17 protein-coding genes are annotated in these 16,001 nt (G+C 72.8%); 15 read left to right on the top strand and 2 right to left on the bottom strand.

Going from position 1 to position 16,001, the window contains the following annotated elements; all coding sequences use genetic code 11:
* Positions 1-65: 65 nt before the first annotated feature.
* The 6 genes from rpsM (at position 66) to truA (ending at position 4,329) form a co-directional block, all read left to right on the top strand.
* On the top strand, positions 66-446 hold the full coding sequence (gene rpsM / locus K2224_RS04445) for a 30S ribosomal protein S13 (RefSeq protein ID WP_221905360.1): 381 nt from the start codon (positions 66-68) through the stop codon (positions 444-446).
* 64 nt (positions 447-510) lie between these two features.
* The gene (gene rpsK / locus K2224_RS04440) at positions 511-915 is read left to right on the top strand and encodes a 30S ribosomal protein S11 (protein ID WP_004571845.1); all 405 of its coding nucleotides are present in this window, start codon (positions 511-513) and stop codon (positions 913-915) included.
* 27 nt (positions 916-942) lie between these two features.
* The gene (gene rpsD / locus K2224_RS04435) at positions 943-1,569 is read left to right on the top strand and encodes a 30S ribosomal protein S4 (RefSeq protein WP_221905359.1); all 627 of its coding nucleotides are present in this window, start codon (positions 943-945) and stop codon (positions 1,567-1,569) included.
* 109 nt (positions 1,570-1,678) lie between these two features.
* Positions 1,679-2,701, top strand: coding sequence for a DNA-directed RNA polymerase subunit alpha (locus K2224_RS04430; protein ID WP_003956430.1), 1,023 nt, complete (start codon positions 1,679-1,681; stop codon positions 2,699-2,701).
* 191 nt (positions 2,702-2,892) lie between these two features.
* A complete protein-coding gene (gene rplQ, locus K2224_RS04425; RefSeq protein ID WP_221905358.1) occupies positions 2,893-3,351 on the top strand; it encodes a 50S ribosomal protein L17 in 459 nt (152 codons plus the stop codon).
* Between the two features lie 123 nt (positions 3,352-3,474).
* A complete protein-coding gene (truA, locus tag K2224_RS04420) occupies positions 3,475-4,329 on the top strand; it encodes a tRNA pseudouridine(38-40) synthase TruA (protein ID WP_221905357.1) in 855 nt (284 codons plus the stop codon).
* 63 nt (positions 4,330-4,392) lie between these two features.
* On the opposite strand, the gene K2224_RS04415 is transcribed toward truA, so the two are convergent.
* A complete protein-coding gene (locus tag K2224_RS04415; protein ID WP_221905356.1) occupies positions 4,393-5,256 on the bottom strand; it encodes a hypothetical protein in 864 nt (287 codons plus the stop codon).
* Between the two features lie 341 nt (positions 5,257-5,597).
* Here K2224_RS04415 and rplM point away from each other — a divergent pair, with 341 nt between their 5' ends.
* The 3 genes from rplM (at position 5,598) to glmM (ending at position 8,092) form a co-directional block, all read left to right on the top strand.
* Positions 5,598-6,041 (top strand): 50S ribosomal protein L13, encoded by a 444-nt coding sequence (gene rplM / locus K2224_RS04410; RefSeq protein ID WP_221905355.1) that lies wholly within the window; start codon positions 5,598-5,600, stop codon positions 6,039-6,041.
* Positions 6,042-6,082: 41 nt separating this feature from the next.
* Complete coding sequence (gene rpsI / locus K2224_RS04405) at positions 6,083-6,592, top strand: 30S ribosomal protein S9 (RefSeq protein WP_221905354.1); 510 nt, start codon at positions 6,083-6,085, stop codon at positions 6,590-6,592.
* Between the two features lie 141 nt (positions 6,593-6,733).
* Entirely contained in the window at positions 6,734-8,092 is a 1,359-nt protein-coding gene (gene glmM, locus K2224_RS04400; protein ID WP_221905353.1) for a phosphoglucosamine mutase, read from the top strand.
* Positions 8,093-8,170: 78 nt separating this feature from the next.
* On the opposite strand, the gene coaA is transcribed toward glmM, so the two are convergent.
* Positions 8,171-9,160, bottom strand: a complete 990-nt coding sequence (gene coaA / locus K2224_RS04395; protein ID WP_221905352.1) for a type I pantothenate kinase — start codon at positions 9,158-9,160, stop codon at positions 8,171-8,173.
* Positions 9,161-9,322: 162 nt separating this feature from the next.
* Between coaA and K2224_RS04390 the strand changes: the two genes are divergently transcribed.
* The 6 genes from K2224_RS04390 (at position 9,323) to K2224_RS04365 (ending at position 15,950) form a co-directional block, all read left to right on the top strand.
* Positions 9,323-9,580: a hypothetical protein gene (locus tag K2224_RS04390; protein ID WP_221905351.1), complete on the top strand. Its 258-nt coding sequence runs from the start codon at positions 9,323-9,325 to the stop codon at positions 9,578-9,580.
* Positions 9,581-9,613: 33 nt separating this feature from the next.
* Positions 9,614-11,461, top strand: a complete 1,848-nt coding sequence (gene glmS / locus K2224_RS04385; RefSeq protein WP_221905350.1) for a glutamine--fructose-6-phosphate transaminase (isomerizing) — start codon at positions 9,614-9,616, stop codon at positions 11,459-11,461.
* Between the two features lie 4 nt (positions 11,462-11,465).
* Positions 11,466-11,834: a holo-ACP synthase gene (locus K2224_RS04380; protein WP_221905349.1), complete on the top strand. Its 369-nt coding sequence runs from the start codon at positions 11,466-11,468 to the stop codon at positions 11,832-11,834.
* Positions 11,835-11,901: 67 nt separating this feature from the next.
* Positions 11,902-13,332 carry an NAD(P)H-hydrate dehydratase gene (locus K2224_RS04375; protein WP_221905348.1) on the top strand — a complete coding sequence of 477 codons (1,431 nt, stop codon included), beginning with the start codon at positions 11,902-11,904 and terminating at the stop codon, positions 13,330-13,332.
* Between the two features lie 114 nt (positions 13,333-13,446).
* On the top strand, positions 13,447-14,646 hold the full coding sequence (gene alr / locus K2224_RS04370) for an alanine racemase (protein ID WP_221905347.1): 1,200 nt from the start codon (positions 13,447-13,449) through the stop codon (positions 14,644-14,646).
* Positions 14,643-15,950, top strand: coding sequence for an alpha/beta fold hydrolase (locus K2224_RS04365; protein WP_221905346.1), 1,308 nt, complete (start codon positions 14,643-14,645; stop codon positions 15,948-15,950). Before alr ends, K2224_RS04365 begins: the two co-directional genes overlap by 4 nt.
* The last annotated feature ends 51 nt before the right edge of the window (positions 15,951-16,001 follow it).

The raw sequence follows: 16,001 nt of genomic DNA, 5'->3' as shown, positions 1-16,001 counted from the left end.
TGCCGCAGAGTCTTACGGGAACGGTGCTGCGGAAGACCTCCGAATAGCCATCAGGAGCCACATCAATGGCACGCCTCGCAGGCGTTGACCTCCCGCGCGAAAAGCGTGTGGTGGTCGGCCTCACCTACGTTTTCGGCATTGGGCGCACGCTCTCGGAGCAGACCCTCGCCGCGACCGGCGTGAACCCGGACACCCGGGTCCGCGACCTGACCGAGGAAGACCTCGTCAAGATCCGCGAGTACGTGGACAACAACCTCAAGACCGAGGGTGACCTCCGCCGCGAGATCCAGGCCGACATCCGCCGCAAGGTCGAGATCGGCTGCTACCAGGGTCTGCGTCACCGTCGCGGCCTGCCGGTGCACGGTCAGCGCACCAGCACGAACGCCCGTACCCGCAAGGGTCCGCGTCGCGCGATCGCCGGCAAGAAGAAGCCGGGCAAGAAGTAGTCCTCAGCAGGACCCCGCCAGCGGTCTTCGCTGTAGGACCGACCACCTCCACGGGAGAATTTGAATGCCTCCGAAGGGCCGTACGGCCGGCGCCAAGAAGGTGCGCCGCAAGGAGAAGAAGAACGTCGCCCACGGGCACGCTCACATCAAGAGCACGTTCAACAACACGATCGTCTCGATCACCGACCCGACCGGGAACGTGATCTCCTGGGCCTCTGCCGGCCACGTCGGCTTCAAGGGCTCGCGCAAGTCCACCCCCTTCGCCGCGCAGATGGCCGCCGAGTCGGCCGCCCGCCGCGCGCAGGAGCACGGCATGCGCAAGGTCGACGTCTTCGTCAAGGGTCCCGGCTCCGGCCGTGAGACCGCGATCCGCTCCCTCCAGGCCACCGGCCTCGAGGTGGGCTCGATCCAGGACGTCACCCCCACCCCGCACAACGGATGCCGCCCGCCCAAGCGTCGCCGCGTCTGACCCACTGAAGTAGGAGACAACTAGACAATGGCGCGTTACACCGGGGCCGACTGCAAGCGTTGCCGTCGGGAGAAGCAGAAGCTCTTCCTCAAGGGGAGCAAGTGCGAGAGCGCGAAGTGCCCGATCGAGATCCGTCCTTACCCCCCGGGTGAGCACGGTCGCGGGCGCACCAAGGACAGCGAGTACCTGCTGCAGCTGCGTGAGAAGCAGAAGTGCAGCCGTATCTACGGCGTCCTTGAGAAGCAGTTCGTGAACTACTACAAGGAAGCGAACCAGAAGACCGGCAAGACCGGTGAGAACCTTCTGCGCATCCTTGAGACCCGCCTCGACAACGTGGTCTACCGGGCCGGCTTCGCCAAGTCCCGCGACCACGCCCGTCAGCTGGTCCGTCACGGACACATCCAGGTCAACGGCCGCAAGACCGACATCCCGTCGGCGCGCGTGGCCGTGCACGACGTCATCGAGGTCCGCGAGGGCTCCCGCAACCTGACCCCCTTCGAGGTGGCCAAGGCGGAGGCCAGCGAGAAGACCGTCCCGGCGTGGCTGGAGGCCATCCCCACGCAGCTGCGGGTCCTCGTGCACAGCCTGCCCGAGCGCCAGGTGATCGACACCCAGGTGCAGGAGCAGCTGATCGTCGAGCTCTACTCCAAGTAAAGAGCTGACCGGTGGGGGCGGTACGGAGCCGATGGCGCCGTACCGCCCGTACCCTTGTCAGTACAGCGGACGTCAAATAGCGGGCGTCCACGACTGAAGGACACACACCATGCTGATCGCTCAGCGTCCCTCGTTGACCGAAGAGGTCGTCGACGAGTACCGCTCCCGGTTCGTGATCGAGCCGCTGGAGCCGGGCTTCGGCTACACCCTCGGCAACTCCCTGCGCCGGACCCTCCTCTCCTCGATCCCGGGTGCGGCGGTCACGTCCATCCGCATCGACGGCGTGCTGCACGAGTTCACCACCGTGCCGGGCGTCAAGGAGGACGTCACCGACCTGATCCTGAACATCAAGCAGCTGGTCGTCTCCTCGGAGCACGACGAGCCGGTCGTGATGTACCTGCGCAAGCAGGGCCCGGGTCTGGTCACCGCCGCCGACATCGCCCCGCCGGCCGGCGTCGAGGTGCACAACCCCGACCTGGTCCTGGCCACGCTGAACGGCAAGGGCAAGCTGGAGATGGAGCTGACCGTCGAGCGCGGTCGCGGCTACGTCTCCGCCGTGCAGAACAAGCAGGTCGGCCAGGAGATCGGCCGGATCCCGGTCGACTCGATCTACTCGCCGGTGCTCAAGGTCACGTACAAGGTCGAGGCGACCCGTGTCGAGCAGCGCACCGACTTCGACAAGCTGATCGTCGACGTCGAGACCAAGCAGGCGATGCGTCCGCGCGACGCCATGGCGTCGGCCGGCAAGACCCTGGTCGAGCTGTTCGGTCTCGCCCGCGAGCTGAACATCGACGCCGAGGGCATCGACATGGGCCCGTCCCCGACGGACGCCGCCCTCGCCGCCGACCTGGCGCTGCCGATCGAGGAGCTGGAGCTCACCGTCCGCTCCTACAACTGCCTCAAGCGCGAGGGCATCCACTCCGTGGGTGAGCTCGTGGCGCGCTCCGAGGCGGACCTGCTCGACATCCGCAACTTCGGTGCGAAGTCGATCGACGAGGTCAAGGCGAAGCTGGCCGGTATGGGCCTGGCCCTCAAGGACAGCCCGCCCGGATTCGACCCGACCGCCGCGGCCGACGCCTTCGGCGCCGACGACGACGCGGACGCCGGGTTCGTCGAGACCGAGCAGTACTGATCCGCCTGACGGCGGGGTGGCCGAGCGTGCTCGGCTGGCCCGCCGTTTCCGGCTGAGTTCTGTCCTCAAGCGCCGGACGGGCTTAATTTTTGCGCCCGGGCTGATTTTTTATGACTTCCGCGGGGCGGCCGCCTCGCGGGAACTGACACCGGTACCTGATACGGCCGGTGCAGCAATGAAGGAGAAACACCATGCCGAAGCCCTCCAAGGGCGCCCGTCTGGGCGGCAGCGCTGCGCACGAGAAGGCGCTCCTGCGCAACCTGGCGACCAACCTCTTCGAGCACGGCCGCATCACGACGACCGAGGCCAAGGCCCGTCGTCTGCGCCCGTTCGCGGAGCGTCTGGTGACCAAGGCGAAGAAGGGCGACCTTCACAACCGCCGCCAGGTCATGGAGCTGATCACGGACAAGAGCGTCGTGCACACGCTCTTCACCGAGATCGCGCCGCGGTTCGCGGAGCGTCCGGGTGGCTACACCCGTATCACCAAGATCGGCAACCGCCGCGGTGACAACGCCCCCATGGCCGTCATCGAGCTGGTCGAGGGCGAGATCGCCAAGAAGGCGACCGTCGCCGAGGCCGAGGCCGCTGCCAAGCGCGCGGTCAAGGAGGCCGACGAGGCCAAGGCTGCCGAGGCTCCGGCCGAGGACTGAGCCCGTGCTCCGCGTGAGCGGAGGTGACCCGGACGCCTGAGTCCGTCGTCACCGAGCGGTGAGCGGGTCCGCCCTTCGGGGCGGGCCCGCTTTCGCGTGCGGCGGGCCTGAGAGGATTGCGGTGTGAGTGACGAAGTGAAGCCCGGTTTCGTCCGGGTGCGGCTGGACCTGTCGTACGACGGCACGGAGTTCTCCGGCTGGGCCAAGCAGCGTGAACGGCGCACGGTCCAGGGCGAGTTGGAGGACGCGATCCGGACCGTGACGCGGTCCGGCGAGACCTACGAGCTCACCGTCGCGGGGCGGACCGACGCCGGGGTGCACGCCCGGGGCCAGGTCGCGCACGTCGATCTGCCCGAACCGGTGTGGCGCGAGCACCACGAGAAGCTGCTCAAGCGGCTCGCCGGGCGCCTGCCCAAGGACATACGGGTGTGGGCCCTGAGGGAGGCGCCGCACGGCTTCAACGCGCGCTTCTCGGCGATCTGGCGGCGCTACGCCTACCGCGTCACCGACAACCCGGGCGGGGTGGACCCGCTGCTGCGGGGCCACGTCCTGTGGCACGACTGGCCGCTCGACGTGGACGCCATGAACGCGGCCGCCCAGCGGCTCCTCGGGGAGCACGACTTCGCCGCGTACTGCAAGAAGCGTGAGGGCGCGACCACGATCCGTACGCTCCAGGAGCTGAGCCTGGTCAAGGGGGCGGACGGGATCATCACCGCGACGGTGCGGGCCGACGCCTTCTGCCACAACATGGTGCGCTCGCTGATCGGCGCGCTGCTCTTCGTCGGCGACGGCCACCGGGGCCCCCAGTGGCCGGGGAAGGTGCTGGCCGCCGGGGTGCGGGACTCCGCGGTGCATGTGGTGCGGCCGCACGGGCTGACGCTGGAGGAGGTCGGCTACCCGGCCGACGAGCTGCTGATGGCCCGGAACCGGGAGGCGCGCAACAAGCGGTCGCTGCCGTCGGGCGACGGCTGCTGCTGACCTGCCTGGCGGGGTGCCCGCCCCGGATCGCCGACGGGCGCGGGGCGGGCGCCGGCGGGGCCGTCAGGAGGTCCGGCCGGCCTTCCGCTGGGCCTCCTTGAGCTGCTGGGCGGCGGCCCTGGCGGCCTGGTCCTTGCCGCGCTGGGCGATCTGGGCGAAGGCGTAGGAGCCGCCGTCGCGGGCGATCTGCTGGGACTGGGTCTCGCCGGCGGTGACGTCCTTGCCGTTGGTGTAGCCGGCGATGGTGAAGTAGGCGTAGCGGCCGGTGGCGTTGGTGGTCATCCGGCACTTGCTGCCCTGGCAGAAGTTCGCGGGCACGCCGCTGCCGGCCAGCGGCATGAGGTTGGGCTTGCTCTCGTTCATGACCGCGGCGGCCTGGGCGGGCGAGTCGAAGACCGCGACGCCGATGGTGACCGCGACCCCGTCCTTGGCGTAGGTGGCCCGCAGCAGCTGCTTGCAGCCGTTGTGGGTGAGCGAGGACACCAGGGGGCCCTGGGCGCCGGCGGTGCAGTCCGCGGTGCTCGCGGTGGCGGTCTGCGGGTAGCTGTGCTCGCCGACGACCATGGGCTTCTGCCCGAAGAGGGTGGCCGGGGTGAGCGGCGCGGTGTCCTTCTTCGGGTCGGAGATGTAGTCCTGCGGGTTGGGCGGGGGCGGGACCGAGACGTCGGGGAAGGACGGCCTGTCGTCCGGTACGGCGGACTGGCCGGAGGGGGTGGCGTGGGCCGAGGCGCTGTCGGCGGACGAGCCGGTGCTGGTGATCACGGCGGTGGCGACGATGCCGGCGACCGCGACCGCGGCGACCGCGCCGCCGCCGATCAGCATCCAGCGCCTGCGGCGGGAGCGCGCCTCGCTCTCGTCGGCCAGCGCCGCCCAGTCCGGAGTGGAACCCCCCGGGCCGTCGAACGGCCCCCCTTGCCCAAAACTCATGCCGCGCATCCTAGTGCGCGGGCCCGCGGCTGTGGCGGGCGGAGCGGATCCGGTCCGGGGCGGGGCGCGGGGGACCCGCCCGCACGTCTGTCCGGGGCGCGTTTTGACCCGTCCGGGGTCGGTTCAGTATCCTGCTGGTTCGTTATGCGTATGGGCTTGCTCTATCTCACGTGAGGGGCCTTACGCCGGCTAGCCGGTTCAGCTGACCAGTGGTGGACGATCGGGTTGCGTCGCCCGTAGTGCCACGTGCTGTGTGAGCAGTCGCGGTGCCAGTACAGGACCCTTCCCCGCGGTTCTCGCGAACCGAGGGGGTACCCAACTCACGAAGCGAAGGCTAAGACGTGCGTACGTACAGCCCCAAGCCCGGCGATGTTCAGCGCCAGTGGCACATCATCGACGCGCAGGACGTCGTCCTGGGCCGTCTGGCCAGCCAGGCCGCGTCCCTCCTGCGGGGTAAGCACAAGCCGGTTTACGCCCCCCACGTTGACACCGGTGACTTCGTCATCATCATCAACGCCGACAAGGTGCACCTCTCCGGCAACAAGCGCACCCAGAAGATGGCCTACCGCCACTCCGGCTTCCCGGGTGGTCTGCGCTCCGTCCGTTACGACGAGCTGCTGGACAAGAACCCCGAGAAGGCCGTCGAGAAGGCCGTCAAGGGCATGCTCCCCAAGAACACCCTCGGCCGTCAGATGCTCTCGAAGCTGAAGGTCTACGCGGGCGCCGAGCACCCGCACGCTGCGCAGCAGCCGGTCCCGTTCGAGATCACCCAGGTCGCGCAGTAAGTCCGGCCACCCCAAGACGACAGAGAATCTGAGGAAGCATCGTGGCTGAGACCACCCCCGAGACCCCGCTGGACGAGGTCGAGGTCGAGCAGTACACCACCGAGACCGAGGTCGTGGAGGGCGAGTACACCTCCGAGTCCCTCGCGTCCCGCTTCGGCGAGCCGCAGCCGGCCGCCGGCCTGGGCCGTCGCAAGAACGCCATCGCCCGCGTGCGGATCGTCCCCGGCTCCGGCCAGTGGAAGATCAACGGCCGCACCCTTGAGGACTACTTCCCCAACAAGGTGCACCAGCAGGAAGTCAACGAGCCCTTCAAGGTGCTCGAGCTGGACAACCGCTACGACGTCATCGCCCGCATCGCCGGCGGCGGCATCTCCGGCCAGGCCGGTGCGCTGCGCCTGGGCGTGGCCCGTGCGCTGAACGAGGCCGACGTGGACGCGAACCGTCCGGCCCTGAAGAAGGCCGGGTTCCTCAAGCGTGACGACCGTGCGGTCGAGCGCAAGAAGGCCGGTCTCAAGAAGGCCCGCAAGGCGCCGCAGTACAGCAAGCGCTGATCACGCGCTGCGCGCAGGCAGCTCTTGGCGAACGCCCCGGTGGCACTTCCGTGCTGCCGGGGCGTTCGGCTTTCCCACCGACCGCGGCGTATACCTGGAATCCAAGCCCCGGTCACAGCTCATCTACTTCGGAGGACACCAGTGGCACGACTCTTCGGCACGGACGGTGTGCGCGGCGTCGCCAACGCGGACCTGACGGCGGAGCTGGCGCTCGGCCTGTCGGTCGCGGCGGCCCACGTGCTGGCCGAGGCGGGTACGTTCGAGGGCCATCGGCCGGTGGCGGTGGTCGGGCGCGATCCGCGCGCGTCGGGGGAGTTCCTGGAGGCCGCGGTGGTCGCCGGCCTGGCGAGCGCCGGGGTGGACGTGCTGCGGGTGGGCGTGCTGCCGACCCCGGCGGTCGCCTATCTGACCGGGGCGCTCGGCGCCGACCTGGGCGTGATGCTGTCCGCCAGCCACAACCCGATGCCCGACAACGGCATCAAGTTCTTCGCCCGCGGCGGCCACAAGCTCGCCGACGAGCTGGAGGACCGCATCGAGGAGACCTACCGCGCGCACAGCTCCGGTGAGCCGTGGGAGCGGCCGACCGGTTCCGGGGTGGGCCGGGTCGACGACTACGACGAGGGCTTCGACAAGTACGTCGCGCACCTGGTCGGGGTGCTGCCCAACCGCCTGGACGGGCTGAAGATCGTCATCGACGGGGCGCACGGTGCCGCGGCCCGGGTCTCGCCGGAGGCGTTCGCGCGGGCCGGCGCCGAGGTCGTCACCATCGGCACCGAGCCGGACGGTCTGAACATCAACGACGGCTGCGGCTCCACCCACCTGGACAAGCTGCGGGCCGCGGTCGTGGAGCACGGCGCCGACCTGGGCGTCGCGCACGACGGCGACGCCGACCGCTGCCTGGCTGTGGACCACACCGGCAACGAGGTCGACGGCGACCAGATCCTCTCCGTGCTGGCGCTCGGCATGCGCGAGGCGGGCACGCTGCGCAAGAACACCGTCGTCGCGACCGTCATGTCCAACCTGGGCTTCAAGCTGGCCATGGAGGGCGCGGGCATCGAGCTGGTGCAGACCGCGGTCGGCGACCGGTACGTCCTGGAGGCGATGAAGGCGCACGGCTACGCGCTGGGCGGCGAGCAGTCCGGGCACGTCATCGTGCTGGACCACGCCACCACCGGCGACGGCACGCTGACCGGCCTGATGCTCGGGGCGCGGGTGGCGTCGACCGGCCGGCCGCTGGCCGAGCTGGCCGCCGCGATGGAGCGGCTGCCGCAGGTGCTGATCAACGTCCCCGACGTCGACAAGTCGCGGGTGGGCAGCTCCGCCGAGCTGGCCGCGGCGGTCACCGAGGCGGAGCGGGAGCTGGGCGCCACCGGGCGGGTGCTGCTGCGGCCGTCCGGCACCGAGCCGCTGGTCCGGGTGATGGTCGAGGCGGCCGACGCCGAGCAGGCGCGGTCGGTGGCCCAGCGCCTCGCCGACGCGGTCAAGTCCGCCCTGGGGTAGGGCGGCCGGACGTCCCGGGTGGGGCCGTCGGCAGGCGGCAGCGACGCTGCCGTACGCCGACGGCCCCACCGTCGGTTGCTACAGCTTCCGCAGCGACAGGCGCTGCACCTTGTGGTCCGGGCCCTTGCGCAGCACCAGGTTGGCGCGCCCGCGGGTGGGGGCGACGTTCTGCTCCAGGTTGGGCCGGTTGATGGTGCGCCACATCATGCGGGCGTAGTCCAGGGCCTCCTCCTCGGAGACCTGGGTGTACTTGCGGAAGTACGACGACGGCTTCTGGAAGGCGGTCGCGCGCAGCTTGCGGAAGCGGCCGAGGTACCACTGCTCGATGTCCTCGGTGCGGGCGTCCACGTAGACGGAGAAGTCGAAGAAGTCGGCGAGGCCCAGCCGGGTGCGGCCGTCCTTGCCGGGCAGGGCCGGCTGGAGGACGTTGAGGCCCTCGACGATGAGGATGTCGGGCCGGTGCACGGTGAGCCGCTCGCCGGGCACGATGTCGTAGATCAGGTGCGAGTAGACGGGCGCGGTGACCTCCGCCTTGCCGGACTTCACGTCGGCGACGAAGCGGGTCAGCGCCCGGCGGTCGAAGGACTCGGGGAAGCCCTTGCGGGACATGAGTCCGCGCCGGTGCAGTTCGGCGTTGGGGTGGAGGAAGCCGTCGGTGGTGACCAGCTCGACGCGCGGGTGCTCGGGCCAGCGGGCCAGCAGCGCCTGGAGCAGCCGGGCGGTGGTGGACTTGCCGACCGCGACGCTGCCCGCGACCCCTATGACGAACGGGGTGCCGGGCTGGGAGCCGTGGCCGTTGCCGGCGTCGCCCAGGAAGGTGTTGAGGGCGCCGCGCAGGTTGCTGGTGGCGCCGACGTAGAGGTTGAGCAGCCGGGAGAGCGGGAGGTAGACGTCGCGGACCTCGTCGAGGTCGATGACGTCGCCCAGACCGCGGAGCCGCTCGACCTCCTCGGCGGTCAGCGGCAGCGGCGTCTTCTCCCGCAGGGCGCTCCATTCGGCGCGCGTCAGGTCGACATACGGCGAACTGTCGGAGCGGCGTCGGTGCTGCGGATCCGTCGTCAGAGGCACGGGCCCATTGTCCGCCGCGCGCCCGGGCGTTCCGCGGCGGGGTGGTGCCGGCGCCGCCCGGTGCGGCCGGACCCGTGTGTCTGTACCCGGTGGGCGGGCGCCCGGTACGGTCGGTGGCCGGGGGCGGCGCCGGGGGCGCGCCGTGGAGAACAGGGGGGTGGCGTGCGGGCACGCCTGAGGGAACTGCTGCGCGAGCGGGCCCGGGAGCGCCGGCTGCGGGCCGCGGGCGCGCGGGCGGCCGCGGACGGCCTCGCGGCCCGTGTGCACGCCGAGTTGGCCGAGGAGTTCCCGGACGAGGACCTCGGCGAGGACCTGGCGGACTTCCTGGAGCACCACGAACCGGGCCCCGACCCGGAGGCCGACGAGGAGCTCCTCGACCGCGTCCGGGAGGCACGGGACCGGACGGCGCGCGGGTGTTGAGGAAGGCCCGAGGACAGGGCCTAGGCTGCCCCCATGTGCGGAATCGTGGGATACGTGGGTGGGCAGAGTGCCCTTGAGGTGGTGCTGGCCGGGCTGAGGCGGCTGGAGTACCGGGGCTACGACTCGGCCGGGGTGGCGGTGCTGGCCGACGGCGGGCTGGCAGCGGCCCGGAAGGCCGGCAAGCTGGCCAATCTGGAGAAGGAACTGGCCGATCGGCCGCTGCCCTCGGGCACGGTGGGCATCGGCCACACCCGGTGGGCGACGCACGGCGGGCCGACGGACGCCAACGCCCACCCGCACCTCGACAACGCCGGCCGGGTGTCCGTCGTCCACAACGGCATCATCGAGAACTTCGCCGCGCTGCGCGCCGAACTCACCGACCGCGGGCACGCGTTGACGTCCGAGACCGACACCGAGGTGGTCGCGCACCTGCTGGCCGAGGCGTACTCCTCGTGCGGGGAGCTGGCCGAGTCGATGCGGCAGGTGTGCCGGCGGCTGGAGGGGGCGTTCACCCTCGTCGCGGTGCACGCCGACGCGCCGGACGTGGTCGTCGGGGCGCGCCGCAACTCCCCGCTGGTGGTGGGCATCGGCGAGGACGAGGCGTTCCTGGCCTCGGACGTGGCGGCGTTCATCGCGTACACGAGGGAAGCCGTCGAGCTGGGGCAGGACCAGGTCGTGGAGCTGCGCCGGGACGGGGTGACGGTGACCGGCTTCGACGGGGCGCCCGCGGAGGTCCGCGCGTACCACGTCGACTGGGACGCCTCGGCCGCCGAGAAGGGCGGCTACGACTACTTCATGCTCAAGGAGATCGCCGAGCAGCCGAAGGCGGTCGCGGACACCCTGCTGGGCCGGGTCGACGCGGCCGGGGTGCTCTCGCTGGACGAGGTGCGGATCCCGCCGGCGGTGCTGCGGGAGGTCAGCAAGGTCGTCATCGTGGCGTGCGGCACCGCCTACCACGCCGGGATGATCGCCAAGTACGCCATCGAGCACTGGACGCGGATCCCCTGCGAGACCGAGCTGGCCAGCGAGTTCCGCTACCGCGACCCGATCCTCGACGACCGCACGCTGGTGATCGCCATCAGCCAGTCCGGCGAGACCATGGACACCCTGATGGCGCTGCGGCACGCCCGCGAGCAGGGCGCGCGGGTGCTGGCCATCTGCAACACCAACGGCTCGACGATCCCCCGCGAGTCGGACGCGGTGCTCTACACCCACGCCGGGCCGGAGGTCGCGGTGGCCTCCACCAAGGCGTTCCTGACCCAGCTGGTCGCGGTCTATCTCGTCGCGCTGTATCTGGGGCAGGTGCGCGGCACCAAGTGGGGCGACGAGATCCGGGACGTGGTGCGCGAACTCGCCGCCATCGGCACGCAGGTGCAGCAGGTCCTGGGCACCATGGAGCCGGTCCGCGAGCTGGCCCGCTCGCTCGTGGACAAGAACACCGTGCTGTTCCTGGGCCGTCACGTGGGCTACCCGGTGGCGCTGGAGGGGGCGCTCAAGCTCAAGGAGCTGGCGTACATGCACGCCGAGGGCTTCGCCGCCGGCGAGCTCAAGCACGGCCCGATCGCGCTGATCGAGGAGGACCTGCCGGTCGTCGTGGTCGTCCCCTCGCCGCGCGGCCGGTCCGTGCTGCACGACAAGATCGTCTCCAACATCCAGGAGATCCGGGCCCGCGGCGCCCGCACCATCGTCGTCGCCGAGGAGGGCGACGAGGCCGTGGTCCCGTACGCCGACCACCTCGTCCGGATCCCGCGGACGCCGGTGCTGCTCCAGCCGCTGGTGTCCTCGGTGCCGCTGCAGGTGTTCGCGTGCGAGCTGGCCACCGCCCGTGGCAACGAGGTCGACCAGCCGCGCAACCTCGCCAAGTCCGTCACGGTGGAGTGACCGGGTGATCATCGGGGTCGGGATCGACGTCGCGGAGATCGACCGGTTCGAGGCGGCGCTGCGGCGGACGCCGGAACTGGCGCACCGGCTGTTCATCGGGACGGAGTTGACGCTGCCGAGCGGCGAGCGGCGCGGCATCGCCTCGCTCGCCGCCCGGTTCGCCGCCAAGGAGGCGGTGGCCAAGGCGCTGGGCGCGCCGGGCGGGCTGCACTGGACGGACGCCGAGGTGTACGTGGAGGACAGCGGCCGGCCGCGGCTGCGGGTGCGCGGCACGGTGGCGGCCCGCGCCGAGGAACTGGGCGTGCGTTCCTGGCATGTGTCGCTCAGTCATGACGCGGGGGTGGCCTCGGCGGTGGTGATCGCCGAGGGGTAGGCCGGTGCCGGCGGTGCGTCCGCCGACGGCCTGACGATTCGCCGGTCGGCGGTGTGAGACTGGCCGCATGAGGACTGCCTACAGCGTTGTGACCGTGCGGGCCGCCGAGCGGGAGCTGATGGCCCGCCTGCCCGAGGGGGCCCTGATGCAGCGGGCCGCGGCCGGACTGGCCGCCGCCTGCGCCGAGTTGCTGGGCCGGGTGTACGGCTCCCGGGTGGTGCTGCTGGTGGGCAGCGGCGACAACGGCGGGGACGCGCTGTACGCCGGCGCCCGGCTGGCCCGCCGCGGCGCCGGCGTGGCCGCCGTGCTGCTCGCGCCGGAACGGGCGCACGCCGGCGGCCTGGCGGCCCTGCGCGCGGCCGGCGGCCGGGTGTCGGCCGACCCGCCGCGCGACCTTCGCCGGGCCGATCTGGTGGTGGACGGCATCGTCGGCATCGGCGGCCGCGGCGGGCTGCGCCCGGAGGCCGCCCGGCTCGCCCGCGCGGCCCGGGAGGCGGCGACGGTGGTGGCGGTGGACCTGCCGAGCGGGGTGGACGCCGACACCGGCGAGGTGCCCGGGGACGCCGTTTGGGCGGACGCCACCGTCACGTTCGGCGCGTACAAGCCGGGCCTGCTGATCGACCCGGCGCGGGAACGGGCCGGCGCGCTGCGGCTGGTGGACATCGGCCTGCGCCCGCCGGCCGCCGCCGACGCGGAGGCGCTCCAGCACGCGGACGTGGCGGAGCTGCTGCCGCGGCCGGCCGCGGAGAGCGACAAGTACCGGCGGGGCGTGGTCGGGGTGGTCGCCGGGTCGGCGCGCTATCCGGGGGCGGCGGTGCTGGCGGTGGCCGGCGCGCTGCGCGGCGGCGCCGGCGCGGTGCGGTACGTGGGCCCGGCGGCCGACGCGGTGCTGGCGCGCTTCCCGGAGGCGCTGGTGCACGCCGGCCCGCCGCGGAAGGCGGGCCGGGTCCAGGCATGGGTCGTCGGGCCGGGCCTGGGCGACGAGTCGGCGGCGCTGGACGACGTACTGGCGGCGGACGTCCCGGTGTTGGTGGACGCGGACGGGCTGCGGTTCCTGACGCCCGACCGGGTGCGGCGGCGGACCGCCGGGACCTTGCTGACGCCGCACGCCGGGGAGGCGGCGGCGCTGCTGGGGCGGGGGCGCGAGGAGGTCGAGGCGGCGCGGCTGGACTCCGTACGGGAGCTGGCGGGGCGGTTCGGGGCGACGGTGCTGCTGAAGGGCTCGACGACGCTGGTGGCCAATCCGGACGCCGGGGTTCCGGTGCGGGTCAACCCCACCGGCACGGGCTGGCTCGCCACCGCCGGCAGCGGCGACGTGCTCTCCGGCCTGGCCGGATCGCTGCTGGCCGCGGGCCTCGCGCCGCGCGACGCGGGCTCGGTGGGCGCCTATCTCCACGGCCTCGCGGGCCGCCACGCGGCCGCCCCGCACGGCGAACCGATCGCCGCCTCGGAGGTCGCCGGCGCCCTGCGCGAGGCATGGGCGAACGTGCTGGCGTAGGGCCCCGCGGAGGTGCCCGGACCGGGGGGCCGGTGCGGCCGGAATGCGAACCGCGCCGCCACCACAACGCGGGAAGGCGGCCGGCGGAGCGCCTCGCCTGCGACACTGAGGGGGATGAACGAGACAGCGAAGCGAGCCCGTGCCGCCATCGACCTCGCCGCCGTGCGGTCGAACGTCCGCGCACTGCGCGACCTCGCCCCCGGGGCGCAGCTGATGGTGGTCGTCAAGTCCGACGCCTACGGCCACGGCGCGATCCGCTGCGCCCGCGCCGCCCGGGAGGCCGGTGCGCCCTGGCTGGGCACGGCGCTCCCCGAGGAGGCGCTCGCGCTGCGCGCGGCCGGGGACACCGGCCGTCTGCTGTGCTGGCTGTGGACGCCCGGCGGCCCCTGGGGCCGGGCGATCGAGCAGGACGTCGATGTCTCGGTGAGCGGTATGTGGGCGCTGCGGGAGGTCACGGACGCCGCGCGGGCCTGCGGCCGCGCCGCCCGGGTGCAGCTCAAGATCGACACCGGGCTGGGCCGCAACGGCTGCCAGCCCGCGGACTGGACGGAGCTGACCGCCGCCGCCCGCGCCGCCGAGGCGGCCGGCCTGCTCACGGTCACCGGGGTCTGGTCGCACTTCGCCTGCGCCGACGAGCCCGGGCACCCCTCGATCGCCGCCCAGCTGGCGGAGTTCCGCCGGGCACTGGAGGTCGCCGGGGCGGCCGGGCTGCGCCCGGAGGTGCGGCACATCGCCAACACCCCCGCGCTGCTCACCCTCCCCGAGGCCCACTTCGACCTCGTACGCAGCGGGATCGGGGTCTACGGCGTCTCGCCCAGCCCCGAGGTCGGCACGCCCGAGGACTTCGGGCTGCGGCCGGTGATGACGCTGGAGGCGTCCCTGGCGTCGGTCAAGCGGGTGCCGGGCGGCCACGGGGTCTCGTACGGGTACCACTACACGACGCCGGGGGAGACGACGCTGGCGCTGGTCCCGCTGGGCTACGCCGACGGCATCCCGCGGCACGCCTCGGGAACGGGCCCGGTGCTGATCGCGGGGAAGTGGCGGACGGTCGCCGGGCGGGTGGCGATGGACCAGTTCGTCGTCGATCTGGGCGGCGACCACGCCGCGGCCGGCGACCAGGCGGTGCTGTTCGGGCCCGGCGACCGCGGCGAGCCGAGCGCGGAGGACTGGGCGCGGGCGGCCGGCACGATCGGGTACGAGATCGTCACGCGGATCGGCGGGCGGGTGCCGCGCGTCTATGTGGACAGCGAGGTGCCCGCGCAAGGCGGGGGCCGCAGCGAGGACGACACCGCGCTCACGGGGGGTGTGGCATGACCGACGGCACGGAGGCGGCGGCGCAGGCGGTGGAGACCGCCGCGGAGGCGGCCGGGAACTGGGCCCGGGCGGGCCGCCAGGCGGGCATCGCGGGCCTGGCGATCGGCGTCGTCGCGGCGGGCGCGGCCGCCGGGGTGGCCATGGAGCGGCTGACGGTCGGCCGCGGGATGCGCCGCCGGGCCCGGCTCGCGCTGGACGCGTCCGGCCCCTACGGCACCCTGCGCGGCACCCCGGGCGCGGCGATCGCCGAGGACGGCACCGAGCTGTACTACGAGGTCGACGAGGTGACGGACGGCCCGGCGCCCAAGGCCCCCAAGGGCGGCAGGACGGTCGTCAACGGCACCAAGGGCGGGCGCGCCGGCAAGGAGGCCCGGGCCGCCCAGGACGCCCGGGGCGGGCTGCACAGGCGCGTCATGGCGGCCCTGGGGCGGCGCTCCCAGGCGCCCACGGTGGTCTTCAGCCACGGCTACTGCCTGAGCCAGGACTCCTGGCACTTCCAGCGCGCCGCGCTGCGCGGCGCGCTGCGCACCGTCCACTGGGACCAGCGCAGCCACGGCCGCTCCGGCCGCGGCCACGGCCAGATCGACGGCACGGAACCGGTCACCATCGACCTGCTGGGCCGGGACCTGAAGGCGGTGCTGGACGCCGCGGTGCCCGAGGGGCCGATCGTGCTGGTCGGGCACTCCATGGGCGGGATGACGGTGATGGCGCTGGCCGACCAGTTCCCCGAGTACGTCGCGGAGCGGGTGGTCGGCGTGGCGCTGATCGGGACGTCCGCGGGCCGGCTGAGCGAGGTCGGGTTCGGGCTGCCGTCGATGGGCTCCAAGGCGTTCCACTGGCTGGCGCCGGGGGTGCTCAAGGCGCTGGGCCGGCAGAGCGAGATCGTCGAGCGCGGGCGGCGGGCCACCGCCGACCTCTTCGCGGGGCTGATCAAGCGCTACTCCTTCGGCACCCAGGACGTGGATCCGGCGATCGCGCGGTTCGGGGAGCGGCTGATCGAGGCCACGCCGATCGACGTGGTCGCCGAGTTCTTCCCGGCGTTCGCGGTGCACGACAAGACCGAGGCGTTGGTGGCGTACGACGCGGTGCCCGCGCTGGTGCTCGCCGGCGAGAAGGACCTGATCACCCCGGCCGAGCACAGCCGGACCATCGCCGAGGTGCTGCCCGACGCGGAGCTGGTGTGCGTCCCCGGGGCCGGGCACCTGGTGATGCTGGAGCGGCCCGAGCTGATCAACGACCACCTGGTGGCGCTGGTGGAGCGGGTGGGCGCGGCGGCCCGCCGGTCGCGCGGCGCACGGGCCTGAGCCGGACCCGGGCACCGCTCCCGGGCCCGGTGCGGGCCCGCGGGCCCGTCC

The organism is Streptomyces sp. BHT-5-2, assembly GCF_019774615.1.
In the GTDB taxonomy this organism is placed as follows: Bacteria; Actinomycetota; Actinomycetes; order Streptomycetales; family Streptomycetaceae; genus Streptomyces.
Note: the sequence above shows the minus strand (reverse complement) of the source record. Positions and strands in the feature narration are given on the sequence as shown.

Bases quoted from the DNA above. Each gene is read 5' to 3' on its own strand.
- rpsM (WP_221905360.1), top strand. From the start codon at position 66: ATGGCACGCCTCGCAGGCGTTGACCTCCCGCGCGAAAAGCGTGTGGTG.
- rpsK (WP_004571845.1), top strand. From the start codon at position 511: ATGCCTCCGAAGGGCCGTACGGCCGGCGCCAAGAAGGTGCGCCGCAAG.
- rpsD (WP_221905359.1), top strand. From the start codon at position 943: ATGGCGCGTTACACCGGGGCCGACTGCAAGCGTTGCCGTCGGGAGAAG.
- K2224_RS04430 (WP_003956430.1), top strand. From the start codon at position 1,679: ATGCTGATCGCTCAGCGTCCCTCGTTGACCGAAGAGGTCGTCGACGAG.
- rplQ (WP_221905358.1), top strand. From the start codon at position 2,893: ATGCCGAAGCCCTCCAAGGGCGCCCGTCTGGGCGGCAGCGCTGCGCAC.
- K2224_RS04415 (WP_221905356.1), bottom strand. From the start codon at position 5,256: ATGAGTTTTGGGCAAGGGGGGCCGTTCGACGGCCCGGGGGGTTCCACT.
- glmS (WP_221905350.1), top strand. From the start codon at position 9,614: ATGTGCGGAATCGTGGGATACGTGGGTGGGCAGAGTGCCCTTGAGGTG.
- K2224_RS04375 (WP_221905348.1), top strand. From the start codon at position 11,902: ATGAGGACTGCCTACAGCGTTGTGACCGTGCGGGCCGCCGAGCGGGAG.
- alr (WP_221905347.1), top strand. From the start codon at position 13,447: ATGAACGAGACAGCGAAGCGAGCCCGTGCCGCCATCGACCTCGCCGCC.
- K2224_RS04365 (WP_221905346.1), top strand. From the start codon at position 14,643: ATGACCGACGGCACGGAGGCGGCGGCGCAGGCGGTGGAGACCGCCGCG.